This window comes from Variovorax sp. GW458-11-26-14-LB1, assembly GCF_059423965.1.
Genome location: NZ_JBWKYW010000029.1, coordinates 14,360 through 33,689, shown reverse-complemented (window position 1 = coordinate 33,689; position 19,330 = coordinate 14,360). Strand labels below are relative to the sequence as shown.

The following is a 19,330-nucleotide window of genomic DNA, read 5'->3' as shown; positions in this document are numbered from 1 at the left end:
TCAGGTATGCACACAAATTCGCTCACTGGCCGTCATGCCCTCGTCACCGGCGCCGCTCGCGGCATTGGCGCAGAGATCGCCCGCACCCTTGCCGCCCAGGGCGCTGTGCTGACCTTGCTGGGCCGCGATGCGCAGGCCCTGCAGCGCGTGGCCGAGACCCTGGCGGGCAGCGGCCACGGCGTGGTGGCGGCCGACGTGGCCGACCCGCAGGCTGTTCAGTCGGCCTTTGCGCAGGCGCGGGCCGAGCGCGGGGCGGTGACCGTGCTGGTCAACAACGCGGGCGCCGCCGAGAGCGCGCCGTTCCTGAAGACCTCGGTCGAGCTGTGGCAGCGCATGCTGTCGGTCAACCTCACCGGCAGCTTCCTGTGCGCACAGGCCGCGCTGCCCGACATGCTCGACGCCGGCTGGGGCCGCATCGTCAACATCGCCAGCACGGCGGGGCAGAAGGGCTACGCCTACGTGTCGGCCTACACCGCGGCCAAGCACGGCGTGATCGGCCTCACGCGCGCGCTCGCGCTCGAAGTGGCGCGCAAGGGCATCACCGTGAACGCCGTGTGCCCGGGCTACACCGACACCGACATCCTGCGCAACAGCGTCGCCAACGTGGTCGGCAAGACCGGCCGCAGCGAAGCCGATGCGCTGGCCGAGTTCTCCAGCGTGAACCCGCAAAAGCGCATCGTGCAGCCGGCCGAAGTGGCCGACGCCGTGCGCTGGCTGTGCGGCGAAGGCGCCGCGTCGGTCACGGGCCAGTCGATCTCCGTTTCCGGAGGAGAAGTCACATGAGTCGCAACGATGCCTCCCACGCCGTGCTGAGCGACGCCGAAGAACTCGGCCACGAAGCCCGCGCCGGCCATGAAGACCACGCCATGCTCAAGCTGTGGCTGCGCATGCTCGCGAGCACCACGCAGATCGAGGCCGAGATCCGGCGCCGGCTGCGCGAGCGCTTCGGCATCTCGCTGGCGCGCTTCGACTACATGGCGCAGCTGTACCGCTACGAAGACGGACTGAAGATGCGCGTGCTCTCGCGCTACCTGATGGTGACCGGCGGCAACGTCACCGGCCTGACCGACGAACTCGAGCGCGAAGGCATGGTGGCGCGCGCGCCCAGCCCCGACGACCGCCGCGCCTGGATCGTGAGCCTCACGCCCGAAGGCCGCAACGCCTTCGAGGCCATGGCCACCGAGCACGAGCAGTGGATCCTCGAGATGTTCTCGGGCCTGGACATGAAGACCGTCAAGCAGATGCACAACCAGCTCGGGCTGCTGCGCGTGCACGTGATGCGCGGCGACGGCGCGGTCGAGGACCGCGCATGAGCGGCGAGGGCGGTGGTGTGGAGTTCCAGCGCCCGCGCCTGATTCGCTTCTCCGACTGCGACCCGGCGGGCATCGTCTTCTATCCGCAGTACTTCGTGATGCTCAACGGCCTGGTCGAAGACTGGGTGAGCGAAGGACTCGGCGTGGGCTACCACGCACTGATCGGCGAACGCCGCGTCGGCCTGCCGACCGTGAAGCTCGACGCCGACTTCCGCGCCGTGAGCCGCATGGGCGACCGCGTGATGCTCGGCCTCTCTGTCGCGCAATTGGGCTCGCGCTCGATCGCGCTCGCGTTGCGCTGCTTCGAGCCCACCACGGGCGAGGTGCGCATGCAGGTGCGTCAGGTGCTGGTGACGACCTCGCTCGACACGCACCGCGCCATCGCCGTGCCCGACGACATGCGCGCGGCCATCCTGCGCGATGCGCCGGCGTTGGCTGCTGCCGAGCCCGCTGGCAAGGCCTGAAGGCCTGAGCAAGGCTAGGGCGCCGGCGCAGCGCCGTCGGCAGGCTCGAGCGCCTTCTTCTCCTGTGCGTGCTTCTTCAGCCAGCCGCTGAGTTCCCGCTTTCCCTTCGCATTGGCCTGGCGCCACGCCTCGCGCGCGGCCGCCACGAAGCGCTCTTCCGCCGCGTCGGGCGGTGCTTCCGAAGGCGCAGTGTTGTCTTCGTCGAGCCAGCCCGCGGCCACGTCGCAATGCCGTTCGATCTGCCGTGCGAGCTTGTCGCCGATGGGCCGCGCACTCTTGATCTGGCTCCACATGCTCGGAGAGATTTCGAGCTTGCGTGCGAACGCCTGGTCGAGCCCCTTGGCGGGCAGGCCCGCCGCGACGGCGTCCTCGAGAAAGCGGCGATGCAGCACAAGCGCATTGCGGCGGCGCGCGACGGTGGTATGGGGCACTGTTCAAAAACAACAACAAGACAAGAAAAGATTGTCCCGGTTGTTGACGTCGCCGTAAACACTCTTTACAGTTGCCTCCAATTCACGGCACAAGCCGTCCCTTTTTTCCAACCCCTTACAGCCGACAGCGGCAATTTTTGACCAGGAACCATCGTGAACACCGCACTGATCCTCACCAGCCATCGACCCGCCTCGGGCCGACCGCTCGTGCGCGTCGGGTTCTGCCATGGTTTCGACATGCCGTCGCCCCTGTCGTTGTCTTCGCACCTGAACACCGCGTACGCCGCCAAAGCCGCAGCCCGTCTGCGCGTGGGTGGTCAGTTCGAGGCTCATCAGGTGCCCCCGGGTGGAGGTCGCGCGTAGGCGCGCATCTCTCAAGCTCTCTCGCAAAGAGGCCCGGACACCGCAAGGTTCCGGGCCTTTTTGTTTTTGCCGCTTTTCATTTCGGGTGTGCCTTCACCCCACCGCCAGAAATTGCCGCGTCGACGGTCTGGCGGGATGTGCATGAGTTGATCACTCCTGTGCAGCGACGTTCGACGGGGCCGCGCCCAGCGCGTGGCCCGTCGCGTGAGGACACAACCGAAATGGAAGGGCGGCAGGCTTTTCTTTGTTTTTTTTCCGTGTGTGGCGCAGCCTGGTAGCGCATCTGGTTTGGGACCAGAGGGTCGCAGGTTCAACTCCTGCCACACGGACCACACCCGAGCGGGACCGGGCCATGCCAACGCGTGGCCCGCCCGCGGAAACCGGCCGCAAAGATAGGGCGGCGCCGGAACCCGTCACCGGACATTTTTCAAGTCACTACTTTCTTTTTCGTTACCCACCAAGGAGGCCCTCATGCGCAAGCGCAACACACCGATCCGGATGATCGCCGTGCATCCGGCACCGCTGCCGCGCAGGCACATGGTGTGGTCGCTGGCCCAGCGCTTCGGCGTGGGGCTCGGGCCGCGCTACGTGGCCGATCGCGCGTCGGCATTGCCGGGCGGCAGCGAGGCGCCGCTCGACAGCCTCGACCTCGACCAGCGCGTGCGCGCGTCGGGCGAGTGGTAGCAGCTCAGCACTGCTCGTCTTCTGTTTCTTCAATGGTGCGTGTAGCTCAATGGCAGAGCCGCGGGTTGTGGTCCCGCTGACAACGGTTCGATTCCGTTCGTGCACCCCATCCGTTCACCACAAGCCATCGCCGCGAAGGGAGGCGATTCGTCATGCATTCACACGTCCTGCAACTCGATATTCAGGGCACGCCGCAAGCCTGGATCTCGCTGGAGCAGGCGGTGTTGCACTACGCCACCGGCAACGTGGCCTGGGAAGACGGCGCGCTGCCGCTGGCCACGCTGCGTGGTGGCTTCAACGTGGCGCGCGGTGTGCAGTCGCGCATCGACGTCGCGCCCATCATCGCGCTGCGCGGCGCGTCGAAGATCAACCTCTTCGACGTCGTGCCCGGCGTGACCAAGGCCAAGCTGCTGCGCCGCGACCGCCACACCTGCGCCTACTGCGCGCAGGTGTTCGCCGACCGCGACCTGCAGTGCGAGCACGTCATGCCCGAGTCGCGCGGCGGCCCGTGGAGCTGGACCAACCTCGTGAGCGCCTGCGCCGTCTGCAACAACCGCAAGGCCGCGCGCACGCCCGAAGAAGCCGGCATGCCGTTGGTCTACCTGCCGTACGTGCCGAGCCGCTTCGAGAACTTCCTGCTCGAAGGCCGCAACATCCGCGCGGACGTGCACGAGTGGCTGGCCAAGCGCCTGCCGCGCGGCTCGCGGCTGCAGTAGCGCCACGCGCACAAAGAGAAAAGCCCGCTGCCCGTTGGATCAACGGACAGCGGGCTTTGCCTTGTGCGGCTCGCGGTGGGCGAGCGATGCGTGTGTGAGTGAATGAAGGTGCGAGTGGCTTGTTGTGTTCAGCGCCCCGCGCCGAAGAAGCTGTAAGCCACTGCTGTGGCTGCTGCGAGCCCGCCGAGCAGGATGAAGAGCACCTTCGTCGTACGGCGAGGGCCGCGCCGTGAACGGACCCAATGCTCCGGCCCGATCAGATCGATCGGAACCGTGGGTTTGCCTATGTCGGATGCCTTTTCCATGCCAAGAAATATAGCGCAGGCGCCAAGGCAAGAAGTTACAACGGCTTTTTGGCCCCATCGCACCGTGGCCGCTTGCCGACACCAGACAGAAATGTGTGAAATATTCCTCATGAACCAACAAATCATTCTCGAGAGCCTGGTCCGCGCCCTGGAGAGCTGGGTCCGCAATGCCTCCGCGGCCGAGCTGTGGCGCGTGCACCGCGAGGGCGGCCTGGGCGCATCGATCCGCACCGAAGGCGAGAGCGTCGTGCACGTGCGCATTGCGCTCGACGGCCCGCCCGATGCGCTGTCGAGCATCGGCAAGACCGACGGCCGCCTGCCCATGACCGAAGCGTTCAGAGGCGCCAACGGCGAAGCAGGGTGGGGCACCCCGCCACCGCAAGGCAGCGCCGAGCGCGAGCAGTGGTTTCTGTCGAGCGACGTGGCGCAAGAGCAGGCGCGGCAGTACCTGCTGGCGGAGGTGGTGGCGCGGCGGGATGCGTTGGTGCGGCGGGTGGAGGCGTGGGAGGCGGGTGCGGGTTGAGGCTCGCAGCGCGATTGCCTTCGCGTGCGTCACTACAAGTCGACGCGAGTCCTCATTTGTTCACCGTGCGAGGCTTCCGCTGACGCGCTTCTCTCCCTACATTTGAACGACCGCCGCGCCTCACGGCGGGACATCGATGCACACCGCAGCGATGTCGATGTGAGGCACAAAAGGCGACGGCCAGGGTGCGCTAACACCCTGACCGTCTGACCAAGTGACGTGCACAACCTCGGAAAGGACGCACACCAAATGGCTGATCAAATTATCGCCGGGCAAACCACGCCCGATTCCCTCAGGGCAGCCTGCCCCGACGCCGCCGACCTTCTGGAGAAGAAGTCGTCCCAGCTGCAATCGCTGCTGAGCTGTTGCTACGGAGACTGCAGTGAATGGTTCGACGCGATCGGTGCCGTGCACCGAGACCACGTGATGTGGATCGCATCAGACCTGGCTGGCGAAGTTGCAGAGCTTGCGCAGCAACTGCTGAGACGGATCAACGCAGCGGACGCGTCGGCACCTACGTGAGCGCGACGGGGGACGACAACCGCGCGCGGAAGTAGCTGGCGGTCTCCTCGTCGCTGCAGTAGACGTAGCACCCCTTCATGCCTCGCGTCATCAGCGTGCGGTAGGTGTTCTTGATGATCAGGTCGGCCTCTGCTGTGGCGTTCTTCGGGTCTGCCTTGAGCCGTGCCTTGTAGCCGCGCAAGGTCTTGTCGTGCCGATCGCGGGCCGATGGCTCCGTCACGACCCGGCCGTCACGCACGATGAGGTCGGGGCCGATGATCACGCCGATGTAGTCCACCTCCAGCCCTTGGCAGGTGTGGATGCAGCCGACCTCGTTGATCGAGTTCGGCGCAATGATCCAGAGGCTGCCATCGACATCGAGGTTCCATCGCTTGCGGTAGTCGCCAATGACGATGTCGAAGGCCTTCGGGTCTTTCTTGCTGGTCCAGGGCCAGCAGTAACCGGCGACGACACGGGCGGTGCCTGTGTTGTTCTTCTGCGCAATCGCTGTATGAAGATCCGCCGGATCGCTGAAGACCTGAAAGTCGAACTCGGCCGGCGTGAGCGTCTTGTTCGCGGTCTCTCGAACGGCGAGGGCGTCGTCGAGCCACGCGATGTAGCCGTCGGAGCCGCTGCATCTGAACTGCGACGCGAGCCCGTGCTCAGAGACCTCTGCGCCCTTGTCCGTGCCGAATGTGCGGATGGTTTGCTTCGTGCCGATGTCGCTCAACGCGACCCGCTGGTCCTCGTCGATGAAGAACACCGTGCACTTGGCGGCGGCAATCAACTCCTTGACTTGGTTCTCGCCCAGGTTGCCGTACAGGCCGCTCTTTTCGTTCAGGCGGTGCGCCTCGTCCACGATCAGCACGTCGAACTGGTCTGCGGGTGTTTCGATGAAACCACCGGAGCCCGTGAAGAGGTTGGAGTAGCGCGTGCGCGTCATGGTGCCCGCGAGCTTGGTTTCGTAGACGCGCCGAGGTGCGGCGTTCTTCGAAACGTATTTGCAGTTCAGGCCGGCACCCATCAAGGTGACCAAGGCGTTGATGGCGAGCACCGTCTTGCCAGTCCCCGGGCCGCCTTCGACGATCACCACCTTGGGGTTCGCGCTCGATGCAGATCGGCCTGCAGCCAAGATGTTCTCGTAGACCTCTTTCTGGTCATCGATCAAGATGAACTCGGGATTCCCCTTCAGTAGGCCCGCAAGGCTGTCGCTGAGCGCCTTCGATGGCCTGATGCGTCCGTTGGCCAGTTCATAGAGCACGCTCGGGTCGCCGAACTTGATGTGCTGCTTGATGAAGTTGCGCAGCAAGCCTCGCTCGGCCTCACCGCGCAGGAACAGCGGCGCCTTGGCGATGTAGTCGGCGTAGTGGGCCGAATCGATCACGCCGTCGCGCTCGTAGTTGTGCAGGTAGGCGCAGGCTTGAACGGAGATGCCTCCGGAGTAGACGGCTTCGTTGAAGCCTTCCATCAAGGAGGCATAGGACCACGCTTGGTACGACGGGTGAACGACCTCGCGGTGCCCGCCGCCGAGGTAGGTGTTGACCAGTGCGTCTTTGGTCGACGACTTCACCTTGTCCCACTGCTTCAGCTCGACGATCACGATGTTCTTCGAGTCGTCGTGGCCGCGACCAGTCAGGCTGATGTCGATGCGCTTGGAACTCTGCGGGATATGAAGTTCAACGGCCACGCCGACGTCATTCGGAATTTCGGAGTCGCTGAGGACCTTCGACATGTAGCCCAACGAATCTCTCCACGACCTCATTTCGGCCGCCGGGACCTTGCGGCCGGTGGCGCTGAAGTACTTGGCCAGGATGACGTCTTCGATGTCCCTGTCGTTGTTGTCGCTGAGAAATTGCTTCTTGTCGGCCTCGTAGACGATCACGTCAATCCTTCCCAGATTCGCCCGCTTCCTGCGAGCTGTGCTTCTTGCTACTGCCGCGCACCTTGTCAGCCGGATAGCGCAGGGCGTTGGCCTTCAGCTTCTGTTGGACCGCAGCGTTGAGGTCCACGCCCAAGACGGAAGACAGGCGAACGAGATAGAGCAGGACATCCGCGAGTTCGTCCTGAACGGCCTGGGCTGTCTGTGGGTTTCGGCCGGCTTCTTTGGAGCCTTGCTCGGACATCCACTGAAAGATCTCGTTCAGCTCGCCGACCTCGCCGGTCAGGGCCATCACCAAGTTCTTGGGGGAGTGGAACTGGGCCCAGTCGCGCTCGGTGGCGAAGTGCTCGAGTTGCGCTGCCAGCCGTGAGACATCGATGAGAGGGGCGACTGGCCCAGCGCCTTGCTTCTCGTTCACCCGCGTTCTCCTTGTGCGAGCAAACAAGCAAGTGCTTCACGGTCATGGCGTTGACTGCTTCGAGCCAAGCTGATCGCCAACATCAGAGGGGGCTTCATGAAACAAGTGTATCCAGCGCAGATTGGGAACGACGTGTTTCCCTAGGAAGCGAGGCCTGCGGGATAGGCGTGCCGGTTCAAGATTGTTAAATTCAATGCGCCCGCGCATATCGGCCGCGCGTTTTTCTGTGGCGCCCGCCTCAACCTTTCTTGCCCATGACTCGCATATTCAGCTTCGAGGATTTATCGACTGCCGACCTGGTTGTGGATGCGATCTATGAGGGCGGTAGTGCCGGCAACACAAGCAGCGATCCCATTGCCAAGCTGCTCCCTGGCGCCGGCAACCAGGGTGGTTTTCGAGCGTCAGGCCTCGGCTTGAAAAGGAAGTTCGTCGTTCTCTACTCGAGCGGTGAGGAAGGCGACTGGCCCGATCGCTTGGACCTGAATACCGGGCAATTCGTCTACTACGGAGACAACCGTACGCCGGGCCACGATCTGCATGACACGAGGCGGCGAGGCAATCTGTTGCTGAAGGCGGCCTTCGAGAACGCGCATGGAGATGCCGCGAAGAGGGCAGAGGTGCCCCCGTTCTTTGTCTTCACCAAGTGCCCTACGGCAAAGAGCAACAGATCCGTTCAGTTCAAGGGGCTTGCGGCGCCGGGGTTTCCGGGGCTGCCGATGACTGAAGACTTGGTTGCTGTGTGGAAGACGACTGCCGGCGAGCGGTTTCAGAACTACCGCTCGGTCTTTACTGTGCTCAACACCGCCACCGTTCCGCGCGCGTGGATCGAGAGCCTCGCTTCGCAAGAGAGCGCTTTGGCAACCGCGCCAAGTACGTGGCGCTCCTGGGTCGAGTCAGGTGCGTACAGCCCGCTGACCTCCGAGCCCACGAAGGTGATCCGAACGGAGAGCGAGCAAACGCCGGATACACCGCTCAAAGCCGCGATCTTGGAGCGCGTCTGGGCTCATTTCAAAGACTCGCCTCTTGCTTTCGAGTCGTTCGCTGCACGGATTTACCAGCTGACGGATCGGCGCGTGATCATTGACGAGATCACCAGAGGCAGCGTCGATGGCGGACGAGATGCCATCGGGAGGTACTTGCTGGGCCTGAGCGCCGATCCTGTGTATGCGGAGTTCGCTTTGGAGGCCAAGTGTTATCGGCCCAGCTCTGGAGATGTCTCGGCAAACACCGTTGGCGTGCGCGAAGTAGCCCGATTGATCTCACGCATTCGACATCGTCAGTTCGGCGTATTGGTCACCACGTCGGTAATCGCTCGGCAAGCCTACACGGAGGTGCGGGATGACCGGCATCCCATCGTTCTCATCAGCGGACGAGATATCGCCGAAATTCTGATTCAAGCTGGCTACAACTCACTAGAGCGTGTCCGCCTGCTGCTAGACGAATGGGCAACGTCGGGCCAGCAAGCCTAGGAAGGGGGACCGTGCCTTTAAGGCAAGCCGCTCACTTTGTGGTGCTGGAGAGGGAGCGTTCCTCGCGGCGAAAATTCATGCATGGGCCAAGATCAGTTTCCCAATTCTTTAAGTCTAGTGGCGATTTTCTCTGCGTATTTGTCTGAAAGTAGTAGCAAATTCTCGTGATGCTGCAATAGATTAGTCCGGAGCTCTGAAAATCGAGGGCCATCATAGCTGCGGCCATTACGAGTAAGAGTAGGCTTGCCTGCGTTGTAGCTCGTTTTCGCGTGAGCCAAATCATTTCTCGGTGTAATTACCTCTTCTTCAAATTTACTAAGAAGTTTGGTCACCTCTTTGTGAGGCGCATCAAAAATTCCTGCTCTGGAATTTAATTCTTGCAAGAGAGAGAATAATTCGAAAGTCCCGGCCTTTTCCAAAAAACTTCCGAGATTTGCATCGACATCGAGTTTTTCGATCGCCTCGACATTTGCGCGAGCGAAGCTTAGCTTCTTTGCAACCAAAGCGATAGCAGGTTGTGTTTTTGATTTTTCGTCAAGTTGACCATAGACTTTCATTATGGCCCCCTTCATTTTTTGATCAAACTCTGCAACGGCAGCTACAAATAAACCTCGCATTGAATTTAAATCAAGTCGTCGAAGGCTGGCTTGTATCGTATGCCAAGCTTCTTGTACAAAATAGTCTCTATTGACGCACCAAACCCCATCAATTAATTGCTTTGCGATTTCATTTCGCAATTCTAATGGGCTGGCGGAGCTGTAAAAAATGATATTGGCATAGGAGTGCTGGTCACGAATTGATTTCGCAACACTCGACCCCGAGCCGTTTTGAACCATTTGCCCTAGCTTCCAATCGACCAGAATTAAATCCAGGCCACTTTCTTCCGTGAGTGCTTCGAGAAAGTTTCTTAATTCATCGCCGTTTGTGATCCATTGAACTCGCAGATCGAGTCCCTGTCTGGCCAGCTTCCCACGAAGAACGTCTTCATGTCCCTTGGCCTGATTGGGTTGATCCTCAATCCACGCAACGGAGTATTCAAGGAGGTTCATGTCGAAGGAAATGTCAAGATGAAAGCAGCGCCCTTACCATTGGGCGGCGTGCGATATTCAATAGTCCCACCAAACGACTCCATCACCTGTCGAGAATGATAAAGACCAAGGCCTGAGCCATCAGTAGTACTGAATCCTTTTTCAAAAAGTCGAGAAACTTCTTTGAGAGAAGAATTTATTCCTTTGCCATCATCCAAAAAAGCCACTTGCATTGCGTCTTTTGTCGAAAAGTTGAAGCTGACATTTAAAATGCGTGCCGCAGCCTTTCTGGCGTTAACAACCAGATTGTCAAGAACAATAGCTATTTCGATGGGCTTGAATTTTTGAATAAATGATTTTTCTGGAATTCCAACATTGATTTGAATTCGGTCCATGTAGAGTGGTGTTACGTTGCTCATGTACTGAGCGACGTAAGTTCCCAAGTCATCATGAATAACATCCGAATCCATTCGGAAGTTTGCACGCGTAGCCAGTCGAGAAATAGCCATTACTTGTTGATTCTTGAATCTCATTTGTTCCAAGAAGCTAAAGAGCGTTTCTTTGTCAGGCGATTTCCCTAAACTAAGGCGATCAATCTGAGCCTCGATAAGCGAATGAATATCAGAGGAATGAATTGTGATTTGATGATGTAAGTTCGTGACCGCATCAAAATCGAGTGAGGTAACTGCGGCGAGAAAAAGATTGCGTTTTCTCTCCTCTTCGTAAGCAGTCTCGGCGTCCGCGCGACCTTGCTCAGCTTTTACTCGGGCTTCTTCTGCACTGCGGGCCCGGAGGTCTGCTTGCTTCCGTGCCGCTAACTCCCGATCCGCGGCTTCACGCGCTCTTTCCTCCGCCTCCTTCAGCTCTCTAAAGCGTTGTTCGGCTCGAGCAACTCGTTTCTCAAGTTGAGGGTCTTTTAGATGACGTGCCAGTAGCTTCAGATCATCAAGGGAGCCTTCAAATTCCGTGACGCGTTCACTTAGGACGTCAACAATATCTTTTGCATATTCTAGTAATTCAATTTCGTTGGTTTTTGCAATTGCTGCAACCAATTCAATTACACGAGCACGCGCTGGAGCGGAAGAAAGACCCGATGCGTCGTCTCGCATCTTGTCCAGTTTGTCTTGCCATGTGACATCAACAACGTATGCTTCTAGTCGCTTTAAACATCGTTCTTTGAACGCGTCAAGTAACTCCAGATAGGCAGGCGTCTCAACTAGTCCTTGATCGCGACTAGTTGCTTCGCGAAATTTGTCTTCGGTGCCATGAACATCGATTCGGCCGATAACGTCTCGAGTTCCCAGAAAACGCGCATAGCCTTGCTGCTTTCTCCGGTCAAGCTCAAATGTGTCATCACCTTCCTCTCCAACGGGAAAGACGCGAAAGCCATTCCGAAAAAGAAAAACAGAGCCAAATTGAACTACAGGAACGCCAATTCTTCGAGAGAATGTTTGCTTAGCCGCCAAATTCAAGAAAAATAGCCGACATTTGAATCCTGCGTGACTTAAGAATAGGTATGGATTTTTTTCCCGAATTCGATAAATCAGCTTGCCGCGATCGATAAGTACTGTTTCAATGCTCTCGCCGCCGTCGACGAAATAGACTTCGAGGCGAGTGGTTTTGTCAGTTAGCTCGGCGAAAACAAAATTCGTGATTTGCCCATTAACTATTTTTCGATTTAACGCAGGCGCATCATCAGGGCTTTCTGCCGCAAGACGGGTTTGAATCTCTTCGTCAGTTCGCTTTTCGTGTTCTGCGATGAGTGTGATTTTGAATTTTTCGTCCTTGGATTCAAATGGATTGATAAGCTTCTCTAGGTGGGCTCTAAGCTTTAGTAGTTTTTCTCGATTCCATGAATCTCGCAAGCCCCTAATTCGTAGCACTGTTCCATGTAGCGGTGCCTCGATCCCTTTGGGAATTTCGAATTCATCCAGGGTTTGATGATCTACCGGGATGGATATAAACTCATTATTTTGATCTTGCTCAAATAATCCCCACTTAAGGTCCAGCTCTTCAACAGAACTACCTTTCTCCTGGGAGCGAGTTTGTAATGTTAAAAATTTTCCAAGCCGATCGCATGAGAAACGACCAACTCCTTTGTTTCCAGCATATTGGTTGGTCGACGCGCTGTCACGATAGTCATAGTCCTCTGTCCCATCTTTTTTTGCGGAGTATGCGACAAAGAGCCATTTTTTTATTAAATCGGAGTGCGACATGCCTTTGCCGTCATCGATTATCCAAATGGTGTCTTCTTCAAAAACCAGACGCACGTCTATTGCTCTGGCATCGAAGCTATTTTTCACAAGCTCGAACAAGGCAACGAAATCGCTGACGATAAGATCTCGCCCGATTATGCTTTTCAAGCCGGAGCTAACTCGGAAAAACAAGCTCGGGTCTTTGTTGCGATCCAATTTCTTTGGCGGCATTGATCTTCCCTGTCAGGGCTTTACATTTTGTTAATAGTATGCGCCTGAAAGCCCAGCTTCGCCAAGTGCCCGATGCCACATCACCTCGGCGTCGCCCCCAGTCAGTTGCGTTAGATGCGGCTGCCAGACGTTCGATCGCACGTATTCGCTCATTGCTGCTGGTCTGGTTCGAGAGCCATGGCCGGAACTTTGTTTGGCGCTATGACGACGTTGACGAGTATGTTTTGGTCGTCAGCGAAGTGCTGCTTCAGCGCACGAAAGCGAAATCCGTGAGCGATTTTCTGCCAGCGTTTCTTCGGCGCTATCCGTCCTGGCCTCGTCTCGCAAGGGCCAGGCGTACTACGCTCGAGGACGCACTGCGTCCGCTAGGCTTGTGGAGGCGACGAGCGGAGGTTTTGAAGGCGCTTGCAAGAGAGCGGGTAAAGCTGGGCGCTTTTCCGATCGAGCGCGCTGAACTTGAGCGGCTACCTGGCGTGGGGCAATATGTTGCTAACGCGATTGAGGTGCATGTGTATGGGCGCCGCAAGCCGCTTCTTGATGCAAGCATGGCGCGCGTTCTCGAGCGTTGTTTTTCAGCACGCCAACTCGTTGATATACGCTTTGACCCGTGGCTTCAAGCTCTAAGCCACGCACTTGTCGACGATGAGAACTCGATCCTGATTAGCTGGGCAGTTTTGGATCTCGCTGCGTTGGTATGCCACATTCGAAACCCGGTTTGCGTCAATTGCCCTTTGCGAAATACCTGCAATTTTGGTCGATTGCAATTGCGTAGTTTTTTGCTCTTTAAAGTTGACGTCGCGCTGTAGCAATTCTCTGATATAGGTGCCTAGAAATTGAGCCAACCGAGGGGGCACTGCATTGCCGACCTGGGTATAGCGCGGACAATCGGTTTTTCGAAGCTCACCGCCTGTAGTGTATTTTCCTTGAAATTCGAACCAATCCGGAAATGTTTGCAAGCGAGCACATTCTCGGACCGTTAAAATTCTAGGCTCAGAGTAATGAACGAAATCGTCTGGCAGAGTGGTAATCGTGGGGGCCGGGCGTGCGGCACCCAACCAGTGAATTCGAAATTTTGCAGTGCCGAGTTCTGCGCGCAATTCGGCACTAATTTTGTGCCCAGGATTTCCCTTTTGTTGAATTAGGCGAAACTTTTCAATTGTTGTGGTCGCGTGCTTAGGGAGTCGAATTGAGTTTGGGGGGGAGCTCAAGGCCATGCCTTGCCGCATTGCCCGCTGGTAGTCAGTTTGCGGGCCGGGATAAAAAGCTTGCTCAAAGCCGCGTGTATCAGGGCAAGGGATTCGAGCTTTTCCCTCAATTTCCAGATCGGAAATCGCATCTTTTGTAGTAACGATATCTTGTGTGCTAAGCCCAAGTGATTGCAAATGGAGGTTGCGCATTTCATCGAGAAAGCTATCGTTTACTGCAAGCTCCAGGGATTGTTTGCTAGCGTTTTGAATTGCAACTATAAAGAAGCGCGGACGAACTTGAGGTGCTCCATATTGAGAGGCACAAAGCCGTAGTGCAACGGAGCCGTAGCCCAGCGTTTTTAATTGGTTTTGAATTCTCAGTGCTGCGGTATTGACGGTGCGCCGATCGCTGTTGGCCCGCTTGTCGACGAAGGGCATATTTATGCCTTCAACGTTTTCGAGTATCACCGCTCGAGGGCGGACGATTTTTACAAACTCTAAATAGCGTCGATACAGGGTATTGCGAAGGTCGTTGGGTTTGCGTTTGCCGTATACCGAAAAGCCCTGACATGGCGGCCCACCAACTACTAAGTCGACGGTGCCTGCGAGTGCAGCGATCGCATCGCGATGTTCCGTCAGCAGTTTGGCAATGTCGTGTGCCTGCCTTGGTATCGACTTGGGCCATGAAAACGAACGCCCATTGACAGAGCGCGCTACGAGGTTGGCGTCCAGTGTTGCGTAAGCATGAGCTGCCTTCTCCACTGCCAAAATGCCCTGATGACCGGCCTGCATTAGGCCGAGAGAAAGTCCGCCGCAGCCGGCGAACAAGTCTACAAAATTGAGGTTCATGGGTTTGCAAGCACGGAGTCAAGGCACGTGCGTCACGTTATAGAAAGTCCGCGATCAGAGCCAGAGTCCCAGCGTCCTTTTTTTGCTCTGTTGTTTCCTGGGAACGCAATGAAAATGGCGGCAGCTTCGACCTTCTTGGGGCAGCGCCTACTAATCATTTACTCCGGTCGACGTTCGACATAGAACGGTCACAGGCACGGGTCTTTTGTTTGAGCATGAAAAAAGCCCCGCTATCGAAAAATAGCGGGGCTTTTTTGGATTGGTGCCGGAGAGATGAATCGAACACCCGACCTTCTCATTACGAATGAGCTGCTCTACCGACTGAGCTACACCGGCGAAGCCTCAGATTATAGCCAAGAAATCAAGGCTTCTCGGCGTGGTACTGCGTCAAACGCTCGACTTCGTGACGCGAACCCAACATCACGCTCACGCGCTCGTGCAGTTTGGTGGGCTTCAGGTCGAGGATGCGCTGCTTGCCGTTGGTGGCGGCGCCGCCGGCCTGCTCGACGAGCCAGCTCATGGGGTTGGCCTCGTACATCAGGCGCAGCTTGCCGGCCTTTTCGGGCTCGCGCTTGTCCCACGGGTACATGAAGACGCCGCCGCGCATCAGGATGCGGTGCACGTCGGCCACCATGCTGGCAATCCAGCGCATGTTGAAGTCCTTGCCGCGCGGGCCTTCCTTGCCGGCCAGGCATTCGTCGATGTAGCGCTTCACGGGCTCGTCCCAGTGGCGCATGTTGCTCATGTTGATGGCAAATTCCTTGGTGTCGGCCGGAATCTGGATGTCTTCCTGCGTGAGCACGAAGCTGCCTTGCTCGCGGTCGAGCGTGAACATGGCCACGCCGTTGCCCACGGTGAGCACCAGGGTGGTCTGCGGGCCGTAGATGCAGTAGCCGGCGGCCACTTGCTGGCTGCCGGGCTGCAGAAAGTCGGCTTCCTGCACGCCGGGGGTGTCGTCGGGCTTCTTCAGCACGCTGAAGATGGTGCCGATGCTCACGTTGACGTCGATGTTGCTGCTGCCGTCGAGCGGGTCGAACATCAGGAGGTATTCGCCCTGCGGGTAGCGGTTGGGCACCACGTGGATGGTTTCCATCTCCTCGCTGGCCATGGCCGCGAGGTGACCGCCCCATTCGTTGGCTTCAATGAGCACTTCGTTGGCGATGATGTCCAGCTTCTTCTGGATTTCTCCCTGCACGTTCTCGCTCTCGGCGGTGCCGAGCACGCCACCCAGCGCGCCCTTGTTGACGGCCTGGCTGATGCTCTTGCAGGCGCGGGCGACCACTTCGAGCAACAGGCGCAGCTGGCCGGGAATGAGGCCGTCGGCGCGTTGCTGCTCGACGAGGTAGCGGGTGAAGGAGATTTTTTGTTGAGCCATGGATCTTGTGGGGTTCAGTGGGTTCAGTTTCCGGCGAGGGCGCGGGTGACGACCTCATGCGTGTCTTTGCTCAGGTCGGGCTTGGCGGCCACGCGGGCAATCGCTTCGCGAGCGGCACTGCGGTAGGGCTCGGCCAGCTTGCTCCAGCGGTCGAGTGCGCGCGCCAGGCGTGCGGCCACCTGGGGGTTGATGGCGTCGAGCTCGATCACGCGCTCGCTCCAGAACACGTAGCCGGCCGCGTCGGCGCGGTGGAAGGCGCCGGGGTTGCCGCTGCAGTAGCTGAAGATCACGCTGCGCGCGCGGTTGGGGTTCTTCAGCGAGAAGTCGGGGTGCTTCATGAGCTGCTTGACCAGCGGCAGGATGTCGCCGCCGCGGTCGCTGGCGCCGGCTTGCAGCGAGAACCACTTGTCGATGACCAGCGCCTCGTCCTTGAACATGGCGTGGAAGCGCGCGAGCGCCTGCGCCGCCAGGGTGTGGCCCGACGACACGAGGGCGTTGAGCGCGTTGAAGCGGTCGGTCATGTTGCCCGCGTCCTTGAAGCGCTGCAGGGTCTTGCCCGGCCACACGGTGTCGCCCGAGGCGCGCGCCGCCAGGCACAAAAAGTTGAGCGCCATGCCGGCCAGCGCGCGGCGGCCCGACGAGGTCGGGTCGGGCGTGTAGGCGCCGGTGTCCTTGTTGTCTTCGTAGGCCTGTTCCCAGTCGGCGAAGAGGGCGGTGGCGAGCTGGGCGCGCATGGCTTCGCGCACCAGGTGCACCCGCTGCGGATCGACCACGTCGAGCTGTTCGGCGATGTAGGTTTCCGACGGCAGCGTGAGTACCAGTTCCTTGAAGGCGGCGTCGAGCTGCGGGTGGCGCAGCACGCCGCGCATGGCGTCGAGGTAGGCGTCGTTCAGCACCGGCGTGGTGTCGGTGGCGTTGGCGGCAATGGCTTGCAGCGCGGCACGCAGGCCCAGGCGCTGGCCGGCTTCCCAGCGGTTGAACGGATCGGGGTCGTTGGCCAGCAGGGTGAGCAGCTGGGCGTCGGTGTACGCAAAGTCGAGGATCACCGGCGCGCTGAAGCCGCGCAAGATGGATGGCACGGGCTCGGCGTCCAGACCCACGAAGGTGATCTGCTCGCCGGCGCGCGACAGCACGATGGTGCGGGTGCCGCGTGCGACGTCGCTTTCGCCCTCGAGCTGCATCGGCAGTTCGCGGCCGGTGGCGGCGTCGAGCAGGCCGATGTTCAGCGGAATGACGAAGGGTTCCTTGGTCTGCTGGCCTGGCGTGGGCGGGCAGCTTTGCACCACGCTCAGGGTGTAGCTGCGGTTCTGCGCGTCGTACACGCCGTGCGCGGCCAGGCGGGGCGTGCCGGCCTGGCTGTACCAGCGCTTGAACTGGGGCAGCAGGCGGGCCAGTTCGGAATCGGGGTTGGCATCGGCAATGGCTTGGGCGAAGTCGTCGCAGGTCACGGCCTGGCCGTCGTGGCGCTCGAAGTACAGGGTGATGCCCTTTTCGAAGCCCTTGCGGCCGACCAGCGTCTGCATCATGCGAACGACCTCGGCACCCTTTTCGTAGATGGTGACGGTGTAGAAGTTGCTGATCTCGATGTAGCTGTCGGGCCGCACCGGGTGCGCCATGGGGCCGGCGTCTTCGGGGAACTGAGCGGTGCGCAGCACGCGCACGTCTTCGATGCGCTTGACGGCGCGGGCCGAGGCGTCGGCGCACAGGTCCTGGCTGAACTCCTGGTCGCGGAAGACGGTGAGGCCTTCTTTCAGTGAGAGCTGGAACCAGTCGCGGCAGGTCACGCGGTCGCCGCTCCAGTTGTGGAAGTACTCGTGGCCGACCACGCTTTCGATGTTGCTGTAGTCGGCGTCGGTGGCGGTGGCCTGGTTGGCCAGAACGTACTTCGTGTTGAAGATGTTCAGGCCCTTGTTCTCCATGGCGCCCATGTTGAAGTCGCTGGTGGCCACGATCATGAAGCGGTCGAGGTCGAGCGGCAGGCCGAAGCGGGCTTCGTCCCACAGCACGGAGTTGACCAGCGAGTTCATGGCGTGCTCGGTCTTGTCGAGGTCGCCGGCGCGCACGTACACCTGCAGCAGATGCTCCTTGCCGCTGCGCGCGGTGATGCGCTGCTCGCGCGCCACGAGCTTGCCCGCCACCAGGGCGAACAGGTAGCTGGGTTTCTTGAAGGGGTCGACCCACTTGGCGAAGTGGCGGCCCTCGGGCAGTTCGCCCTGGTCGACCAGGTTGCCGTTGGACAGCAGCACCGGGTAGGCGGCCTTGCTGGCGCGCAGCGTGACGGTGTACATCGCCATCACGTCGGGACGATCGAGGAAGTAGGTGATGCGGCGGAAGCCCTCGGCCTCGCACTGCGTGAAGAAGGTGTCTTCGCTCACGAACAGGCCCATCAGCTTGGTGTTCTTGATGGGGCAGCAGGTGGTGAAGATTTCGAGTTCGAACGCGTCGGGCAAGCCGTCGATGACGAGCTGGTCGCCTTCCATGCGGAACGAGGCGCCCTGGCCGTTCACGAGCACGCGCGCCAGGTTGAGCTCGTCGCCGTCCAGGCGCAGCGGCTGGGCCGGCACCTCGGGGTTGCGGCGCAGCTGCATGCGGTTGAGCACGCGGGTCTTGGCGGGGTCGAGGTCGAAGGTCAGGTCGACGGTGTCGATCCAGAACGCCGGCGCGGCATAGTCTTCGCGGCGGATGGCAATGGGTTGCCCTTGGGCGTCACGCTGAAGCAGCATCGAGGGTCTCCAGAAAATTCGAATGGGCCAGTTCGTTGTAGTCGCGAACGGCGGCGATCACGTGGGGGCCGGCCAGCTCGGCGGCCGTATGGGTGCTGCACACGGCCACGGCGCGCATGCCGCCGCGGCGGGCCGCTTCGATGCCGAAGGGCGCGTCTTCGAAGACGATGCAGCGCTCGGGCGCCACGCCGATGCGGCGCGCGGCTTCCAGGAAGATCGCGGGCGTGGGCTTGCCCGAAAAGCCTTCGTCGCCGCCGACGATGGCCAGCGGCAGCGGGTCCATCTTCAGGCGCGACATGGCGAACGCGATGTTGTGCCTGTCGCCGGCCGTGCCCACCGCCACCTTCAGGCCGCGTGCCACCGCGGCCTTGGCGAAGGCGGTGAAGCCCGCCACTTCGGTGAAGTTGTCGTGAAAGAGCTCGCGGTAGATCTCTTCCTTCTCGTGGACCATCGCCTGGCACTCGGCATCGGAGAGCTCGCGTTCGAACAGCTCGCGCATGCTCTCGGTGCCGGTGCGGCCCGTGGTGCGCGCGAGGATCTCGCTCACGTCGAGCTGCACGCCGTGGCGCTGCGCGAAGGTCACCCACGAGCGCGCATGCCAGGGCATGGAGTCGATCATGGTGCCGTCCATGTCGAAGATCAGGGCTTCAACCCTGCCGGTGTTCAGGCTCATCGG

Annotated in this window: 19 protein-coding genes, 3 tRNA genes and 1 pseudogene; 11 read left to right on the top strand and 12 right to left on the bottom strand. The window is 59.9% G+C overall.

The window, feature by feature from the left end; all coding sequences use genetic code 11:
- The first annotated feature begins 6 nt into the window (after positions 1-6).
- Genes AC07YS_RS19230 through AC07YS_RS19220 form a run of 3 tightly spaced genes read left to right on the top strand, consistent with a single transcriptional unit; the run spans position 7 to position 1,777 of the window.
- A complete protein-coding gene (locus AC07YS_RS19230; RefSeq protein ID WP_070062353.1) occupies positions 7-783 on the top strand; it encodes an SDR family NAD(P)-dependent oxidoreductase in 777 nt (258 codons plus the stop codon).
- The gene (locus tag AC07YS_RS19225) at positions 780-1,313 is read left to right on the top strand and encodes a MarR family winged helix-turn-helix transcriptional regulator (protein WP_062473285.1); all 534 of its coding nucleotides are present in this window, start codon (positions 780-782) and stop codon (positions 1,311-1,313) included. Before AC07YS_RS19230 ends, AC07YS_RS19225 begins: the two co-directional genes overlap by 4 nt.
- Positions 1,310-1,777 (top strand): acyl-CoA thioesterase, encoded by a 468-nt coding sequence (locus tag AC07YS_RS19220; RefSeq protein ID WP_495268830.1) that lies wholly within the window; start codon positions 1,310-1,312, stop codon positions 1,775-1,777. The genes AC07YS_RS19225 and AC07YS_RS19220 overlap by 4 nt, the downstream gene beginning before the upstream one ends.
- 14 nt (positions 1,778-1,791) lie before the next feature.
- On the opposite strand, the gene AC07YS_RS19215 is transcribed toward AC07YS_RS19220, so the two are convergent.
- Together AC07YS_RS19215 and AC07YS_RS19210 are read right to left on the bottom strand one after the other, a co-directional pair.
- The gene (locus tag AC07YS_RS19215; RefSeq protein ID WP_095746368.1) at positions 1,792-2,208 is read right to left on the bottom strand and encodes a hypothetical protein; all 417 of its coding nucleotides are present in this window, start codon (positions 2,206-2,208) and stop codon (positions 1,792-1,794) included.
- A gap of 3 nt (positions 2,209-2,211) precedes the next feature.
- On the bottom strand, positions 2,212-2,541 hold the full coding sequence (locus AC07YS_RS19210) for a hypothetical protein (protein WP_307588821.1): 330 nt from the start codon (positions 2,539-2,541) through the stop codon (positions 2,212-2,214).
- Between the two features lie 285 nt (positions 2,542-2,826).
- Between AC07YS_RS19210 and AC07YS_RS19205 the strand changes: the two genes are divergently transcribed.
- The 4 genes from AC07YS_RS19205 (at position 2,827) to AC07YS_RS19190 (ending at position 3,971) form a co-directional block, all read left to right on the top strand.
- Positions 2,827-2,903 (top strand) — tRNA-Pro (locus AC07YS_RS19205).
- Positions 2,904-3,042: 139 nt separating this feature from the next.
- Complete coding sequence (locus tag AC07YS_RS19200) at positions 3,043-3,255, top strand: short-chain dehydrogenase (RefSeq protein WP_139702009.1); 213 nt, start codon at positions 3,043-3,045, stop codon at positions 3,253-3,255.
- 35 nt (positions 3,256-3,290) lie between these two features.
- Positions 3,291-3,364, top strand: a tRNA-His gene (locus AC07YS_RS19195).
- A 43-nt stretch (positions 3,365-3,407) separates the two neighbouring features.
- Positions 3,408-3,971 (top strand): HNH endonuclease, encoded by a 564-nt coding sequence (locus AC07YS_RS19190; protein WP_062473294.1) that lies wholly within the window; start codon positions 3,408-3,410, stop codon positions 3,969-3,971.
- 128 nt (positions 3,972-4,099) lie between these two features.
- Here the strand turns inward: AC07YS_RS19190 and AC07YS_RS19185 are convergent, their stop codons facing one another.
- On the bottom strand, positions 4,100-4,276 hold the full coding sequence (locus AC07YS_RS19185; protein WP_157627325.1) for a hypothetical protein: 177 nt from the start codon (positions 4,274-4,276) through the stop codon (positions 4,100-4,102).
- 109 nt (positions 4,277-4,385) lie between these two features.
- Here AC07YS_RS19185 and AC07YS_RS19180 point away from each other — a divergent pair, with 109 nt between their 5' ends.
- Positions 4,386-4,799 (top strand): hypothetical protein, encoded by a 414-nt coding sequence (locus tag AC07YS_RS19180; protein ID WP_487848916.1) that lies wholly within the window; start codon positions 4,386-4,388, stop codon positions 4,797-4,799.
- A gap of 249 nt (positions 4,800-5,048) precedes the next feature.
- Positions 5,049-5,321 (top strand): hypothetical protein, encoded by a 273-nt coding sequence (locus tag AC07YS_RS19175; protein ID WP_495268829.1) that lies wholly within the window; start codon positions 5,049-5,051, stop codon positions 5,319-5,321.
- Here AC07YS_RS19175 and AC07YS_RS19170 read toward each other — a convergent pair.
- Positions 5,314-7,182 carry a DNA/RNA helicase domain-containing protein gene (locus AC07YS_RS19170; RefSeq protein WP_495268828.1) on the bottom strand — a complete coding sequence of 623 codons (1,869 nt, stop codon included), beginning with the start codon at positions 7,180-7,182 and terminating at the stop codon, positions 5,314-5,316. The genes AC07YS_RS19175 and AC07YS_RS19170 overlap by 8 nt on opposite strands.
- A gap of 1 nt (position 7,183) precedes the next feature.
- Entirely contained in the window at positions 7,184-7,597 is a 414-nt protein-coding gene (locus AC07YS_RS19165) for a nucleotide pyrophosphohydrolase (RefSeq protein WP_495268827.1), read from the bottom strand.
- Positions 7,598-7,851: 254 nt separating this feature from the next.
- Here AC07YS_RS19165 and AC07YS_RS19160 point away from each other — a divergent pair, with 254 nt between their 5' ends.
- The gene (locus AC07YS_RS19160; RefSeq protein ID WP_495268826.1) at positions 7,852-9,066 is read left to right on the top strand and encodes a restriction endonuclease; all 1,215 of its coding nucleotides are present in this window, start codon (positions 7,852-7,854) and stop codon (positions 9,064-9,066) included.
- A 92-nt stretch (positions 9,067-9,158) separates the two neighbouring features.
- Here AC07YS_RS19160 and AC07YS_RS19155 read toward each other — a convergent pair whose 3' ends face one another.
- Entirely contained in the window at positions 9,159-10,115 is a 957-nt protein-coding gene (locus AC07YS_RS19155) for a response regulator (protein WP_495268825.1), read from the bottom strand.
- A complete protein-coding gene (locus AC07YS_RS19150; RefSeq protein ID WP_495268824.1) occupies positions 10,112-12,520 on the bottom strand; it encodes an ATP-binding protein in 2,409 nt (802 codons plus the stop codon). The genes AC07YS_RS19155 and AC07YS_RS19150 overlap by 4 nt, the downstream gene beginning before the upstream one ends.
- A 38-nt stretch (positions 12,521-12,558) precedes the next feature.
- Between AC07YS_RS19150 and AC07YS_RS19145 the strand changes: the two are divergent.
- Positions 12,559-13,089: pseudogene (locus tag AC07YS_RS19145) on the top strand (HhH-GPD family protein); the annotation flags it as partial.
- A 51-nt stretch (positions 13,090-13,140) separates the two neighbouring features.
- Here the strand turns inward: AC07YS_RS19145 and AC07YS_RS19140 are convergent.
- The 5 genes from AC07YS_RS19140 to AC07YS_RS19120 form a co-directional block, all read right to left on the bottom strand.
- Entirely contained in the window at positions 13,141-14,556 is a 1,416-nt protein-coding gene (locus AC07YS_RS19140; protein ID WP_495268823.1) for a DNA cytosine methyltransferase, read from the bottom strand.
- Between the two features lie 260 nt (positions 14,557-14,816).
- Positions 14,817-14,892: transfer RNA gene (locus AC07YS_RS19135), tRNA-Thr, on the bottom strand.
- Between the two features lie 25 nt (positions 14,893-14,917).
- Entirely contained in the window at positions 14,918-15,931 is a 1,014-nt protein-coding gene (locus AC07YS_RS19130) for a class 1 fructose-bisphosphatase (protein WP_070062369.1), read from the bottom strand.
- 23 nt (positions 15,932-15,954) lie between these two features.
- A complete protein-coding gene (pepN, locus tag AC07YS_RS19125) occupies positions 15,955-18,654 on the bottom strand; it encodes an aminopeptidase N (protein WP_495268822.1) in 2,700 nt (899 codons plus the stop codon).
- Entirely contained in the window at positions 18,638-19,327 is a 690-nt protein-coding gene (locus tag AC07YS_RS19120) for an HAD family hydrolase (RefSeq protein WP_070062371.1), read from the bottom strand. The genes pepN and AC07YS_RS19120 overlap by 17 nt, the downstream gene beginning before the upstream one ends.
- Between the last annotated feature and the right edge of the window lie 3 nt (positions 19,328-19,330).

Bases quoted from the DNA above. Each gene is read 5' to 3' on its own strand.
- AC07YS_RS19230 (WP_070062353.1), top strand. From the start codon at position 7: ATGCACACAAATTCGCTCACTGGCCGTCATGCCCTCGTCACCGGCGCC.
- AC07YS_RS19225 (WP_062473285.1), top strand. From the start codon at position 780: ATGAGTCGCAACGATGCCTCCCACGCCGTGCTGAGCGACGCCGAAGAA.
- AC07YS_RS19220 (WP_495268830.1), top strand. From the start codon at position 1,310: ATGAGCGGCGAGGGCGGTGGTGTGGAGTTCCAGCGCCCGCGCCTGATT.
- AC07YS_RS19210 (WP_307588821.1), bottom strand. From the start codon at position 2,541: ATGAGCCTCGAACTGACCACCCACGCGCAGACGGGCTGCGGCTTTGGC.
- AC07YS_RS19200 (WP_139702009.1), top strand. From the start codon at position 3,043: ATGCGCAAGCGCAACACACCGATCCGGATGATCGCCGTGCATCCGGCA.
- AC07YS_RS19190 (WP_062473294.1), top strand. From the start codon at position 3,408: ATGCATTCACACGTCCTGCAACTCGATATTCAGGGCACGCCGCAAGCC.
- AC07YS_RS19185 (WP_157627325.1), bottom strand. From the start codon at position 4,276: ATGGAAAAGGCATCCGACATAGGCAAACCCACGGTTCCGATCGATCTG.
- AC07YS_RS19180 (WP_487848916.1), top strand. From the start codon at position 4,386: ATGAACCAACAAATCATTCTCGAGAGCCTGGTCCGCGCCCTGGAGAGC.
- AC07YS_RS19175 (WP_495268829.1), top strand. From the start codon at position 5,049: ATGGCTGATCAAATTATCGCCGGGCAAACCACGCCCGATTCCCTCAGG.
- AC07YS_RS19160 (WP_495268826.1), top strand. From the start codon at position 7,852: ATGACTCGCATATTCAGCTTCGAGGATTTATCGACTGCCGACCTGGTT.
- AC07YS_RS19155 (WP_495268825.1), bottom strand. From the start codon at position 10,115: ATGAACCTCCTTGAATACTCCGTTGCGTGGATTGAGGATCAACCCAAT.
- AC07YS_RS19150 (WP_495268824.1), bottom strand. From the start codon at position 12,520: ATGCCGCCAAAGAAATTGGATCGCAACAAAGACCCGAGCTTGTTTTTC.
- AC07YS_RS19140 (WP_495268823.1), bottom strand. From the start codon at position 14,556: ATGAACCTCAATTTTGTAGACTTGTTCGCCGGCTGCGGCGGACTTTCT.
- AC07YS_RS19130 (WP_070062369.1), bottom strand. From the start codon at position 15,931: ATGGCTCAACAAAAAATCTCCTTCACCCGCTACCTCGTCGAGCAGCAA.
- pepN (WP_495268822.1), bottom strand. From the start codon at position 18,654: ATGCTGCTTCAGCGTGACGCCCAAGGGCAACCCATTGCCATCCGCCGC.
- AC07YS_RS19120 (WP_070062371.1), bottom strand. From the start codon at position 19,327: ATGAGCCTGAACACCGGCAGGGTTGAAGCCCTGATCTTCGACATGGAC.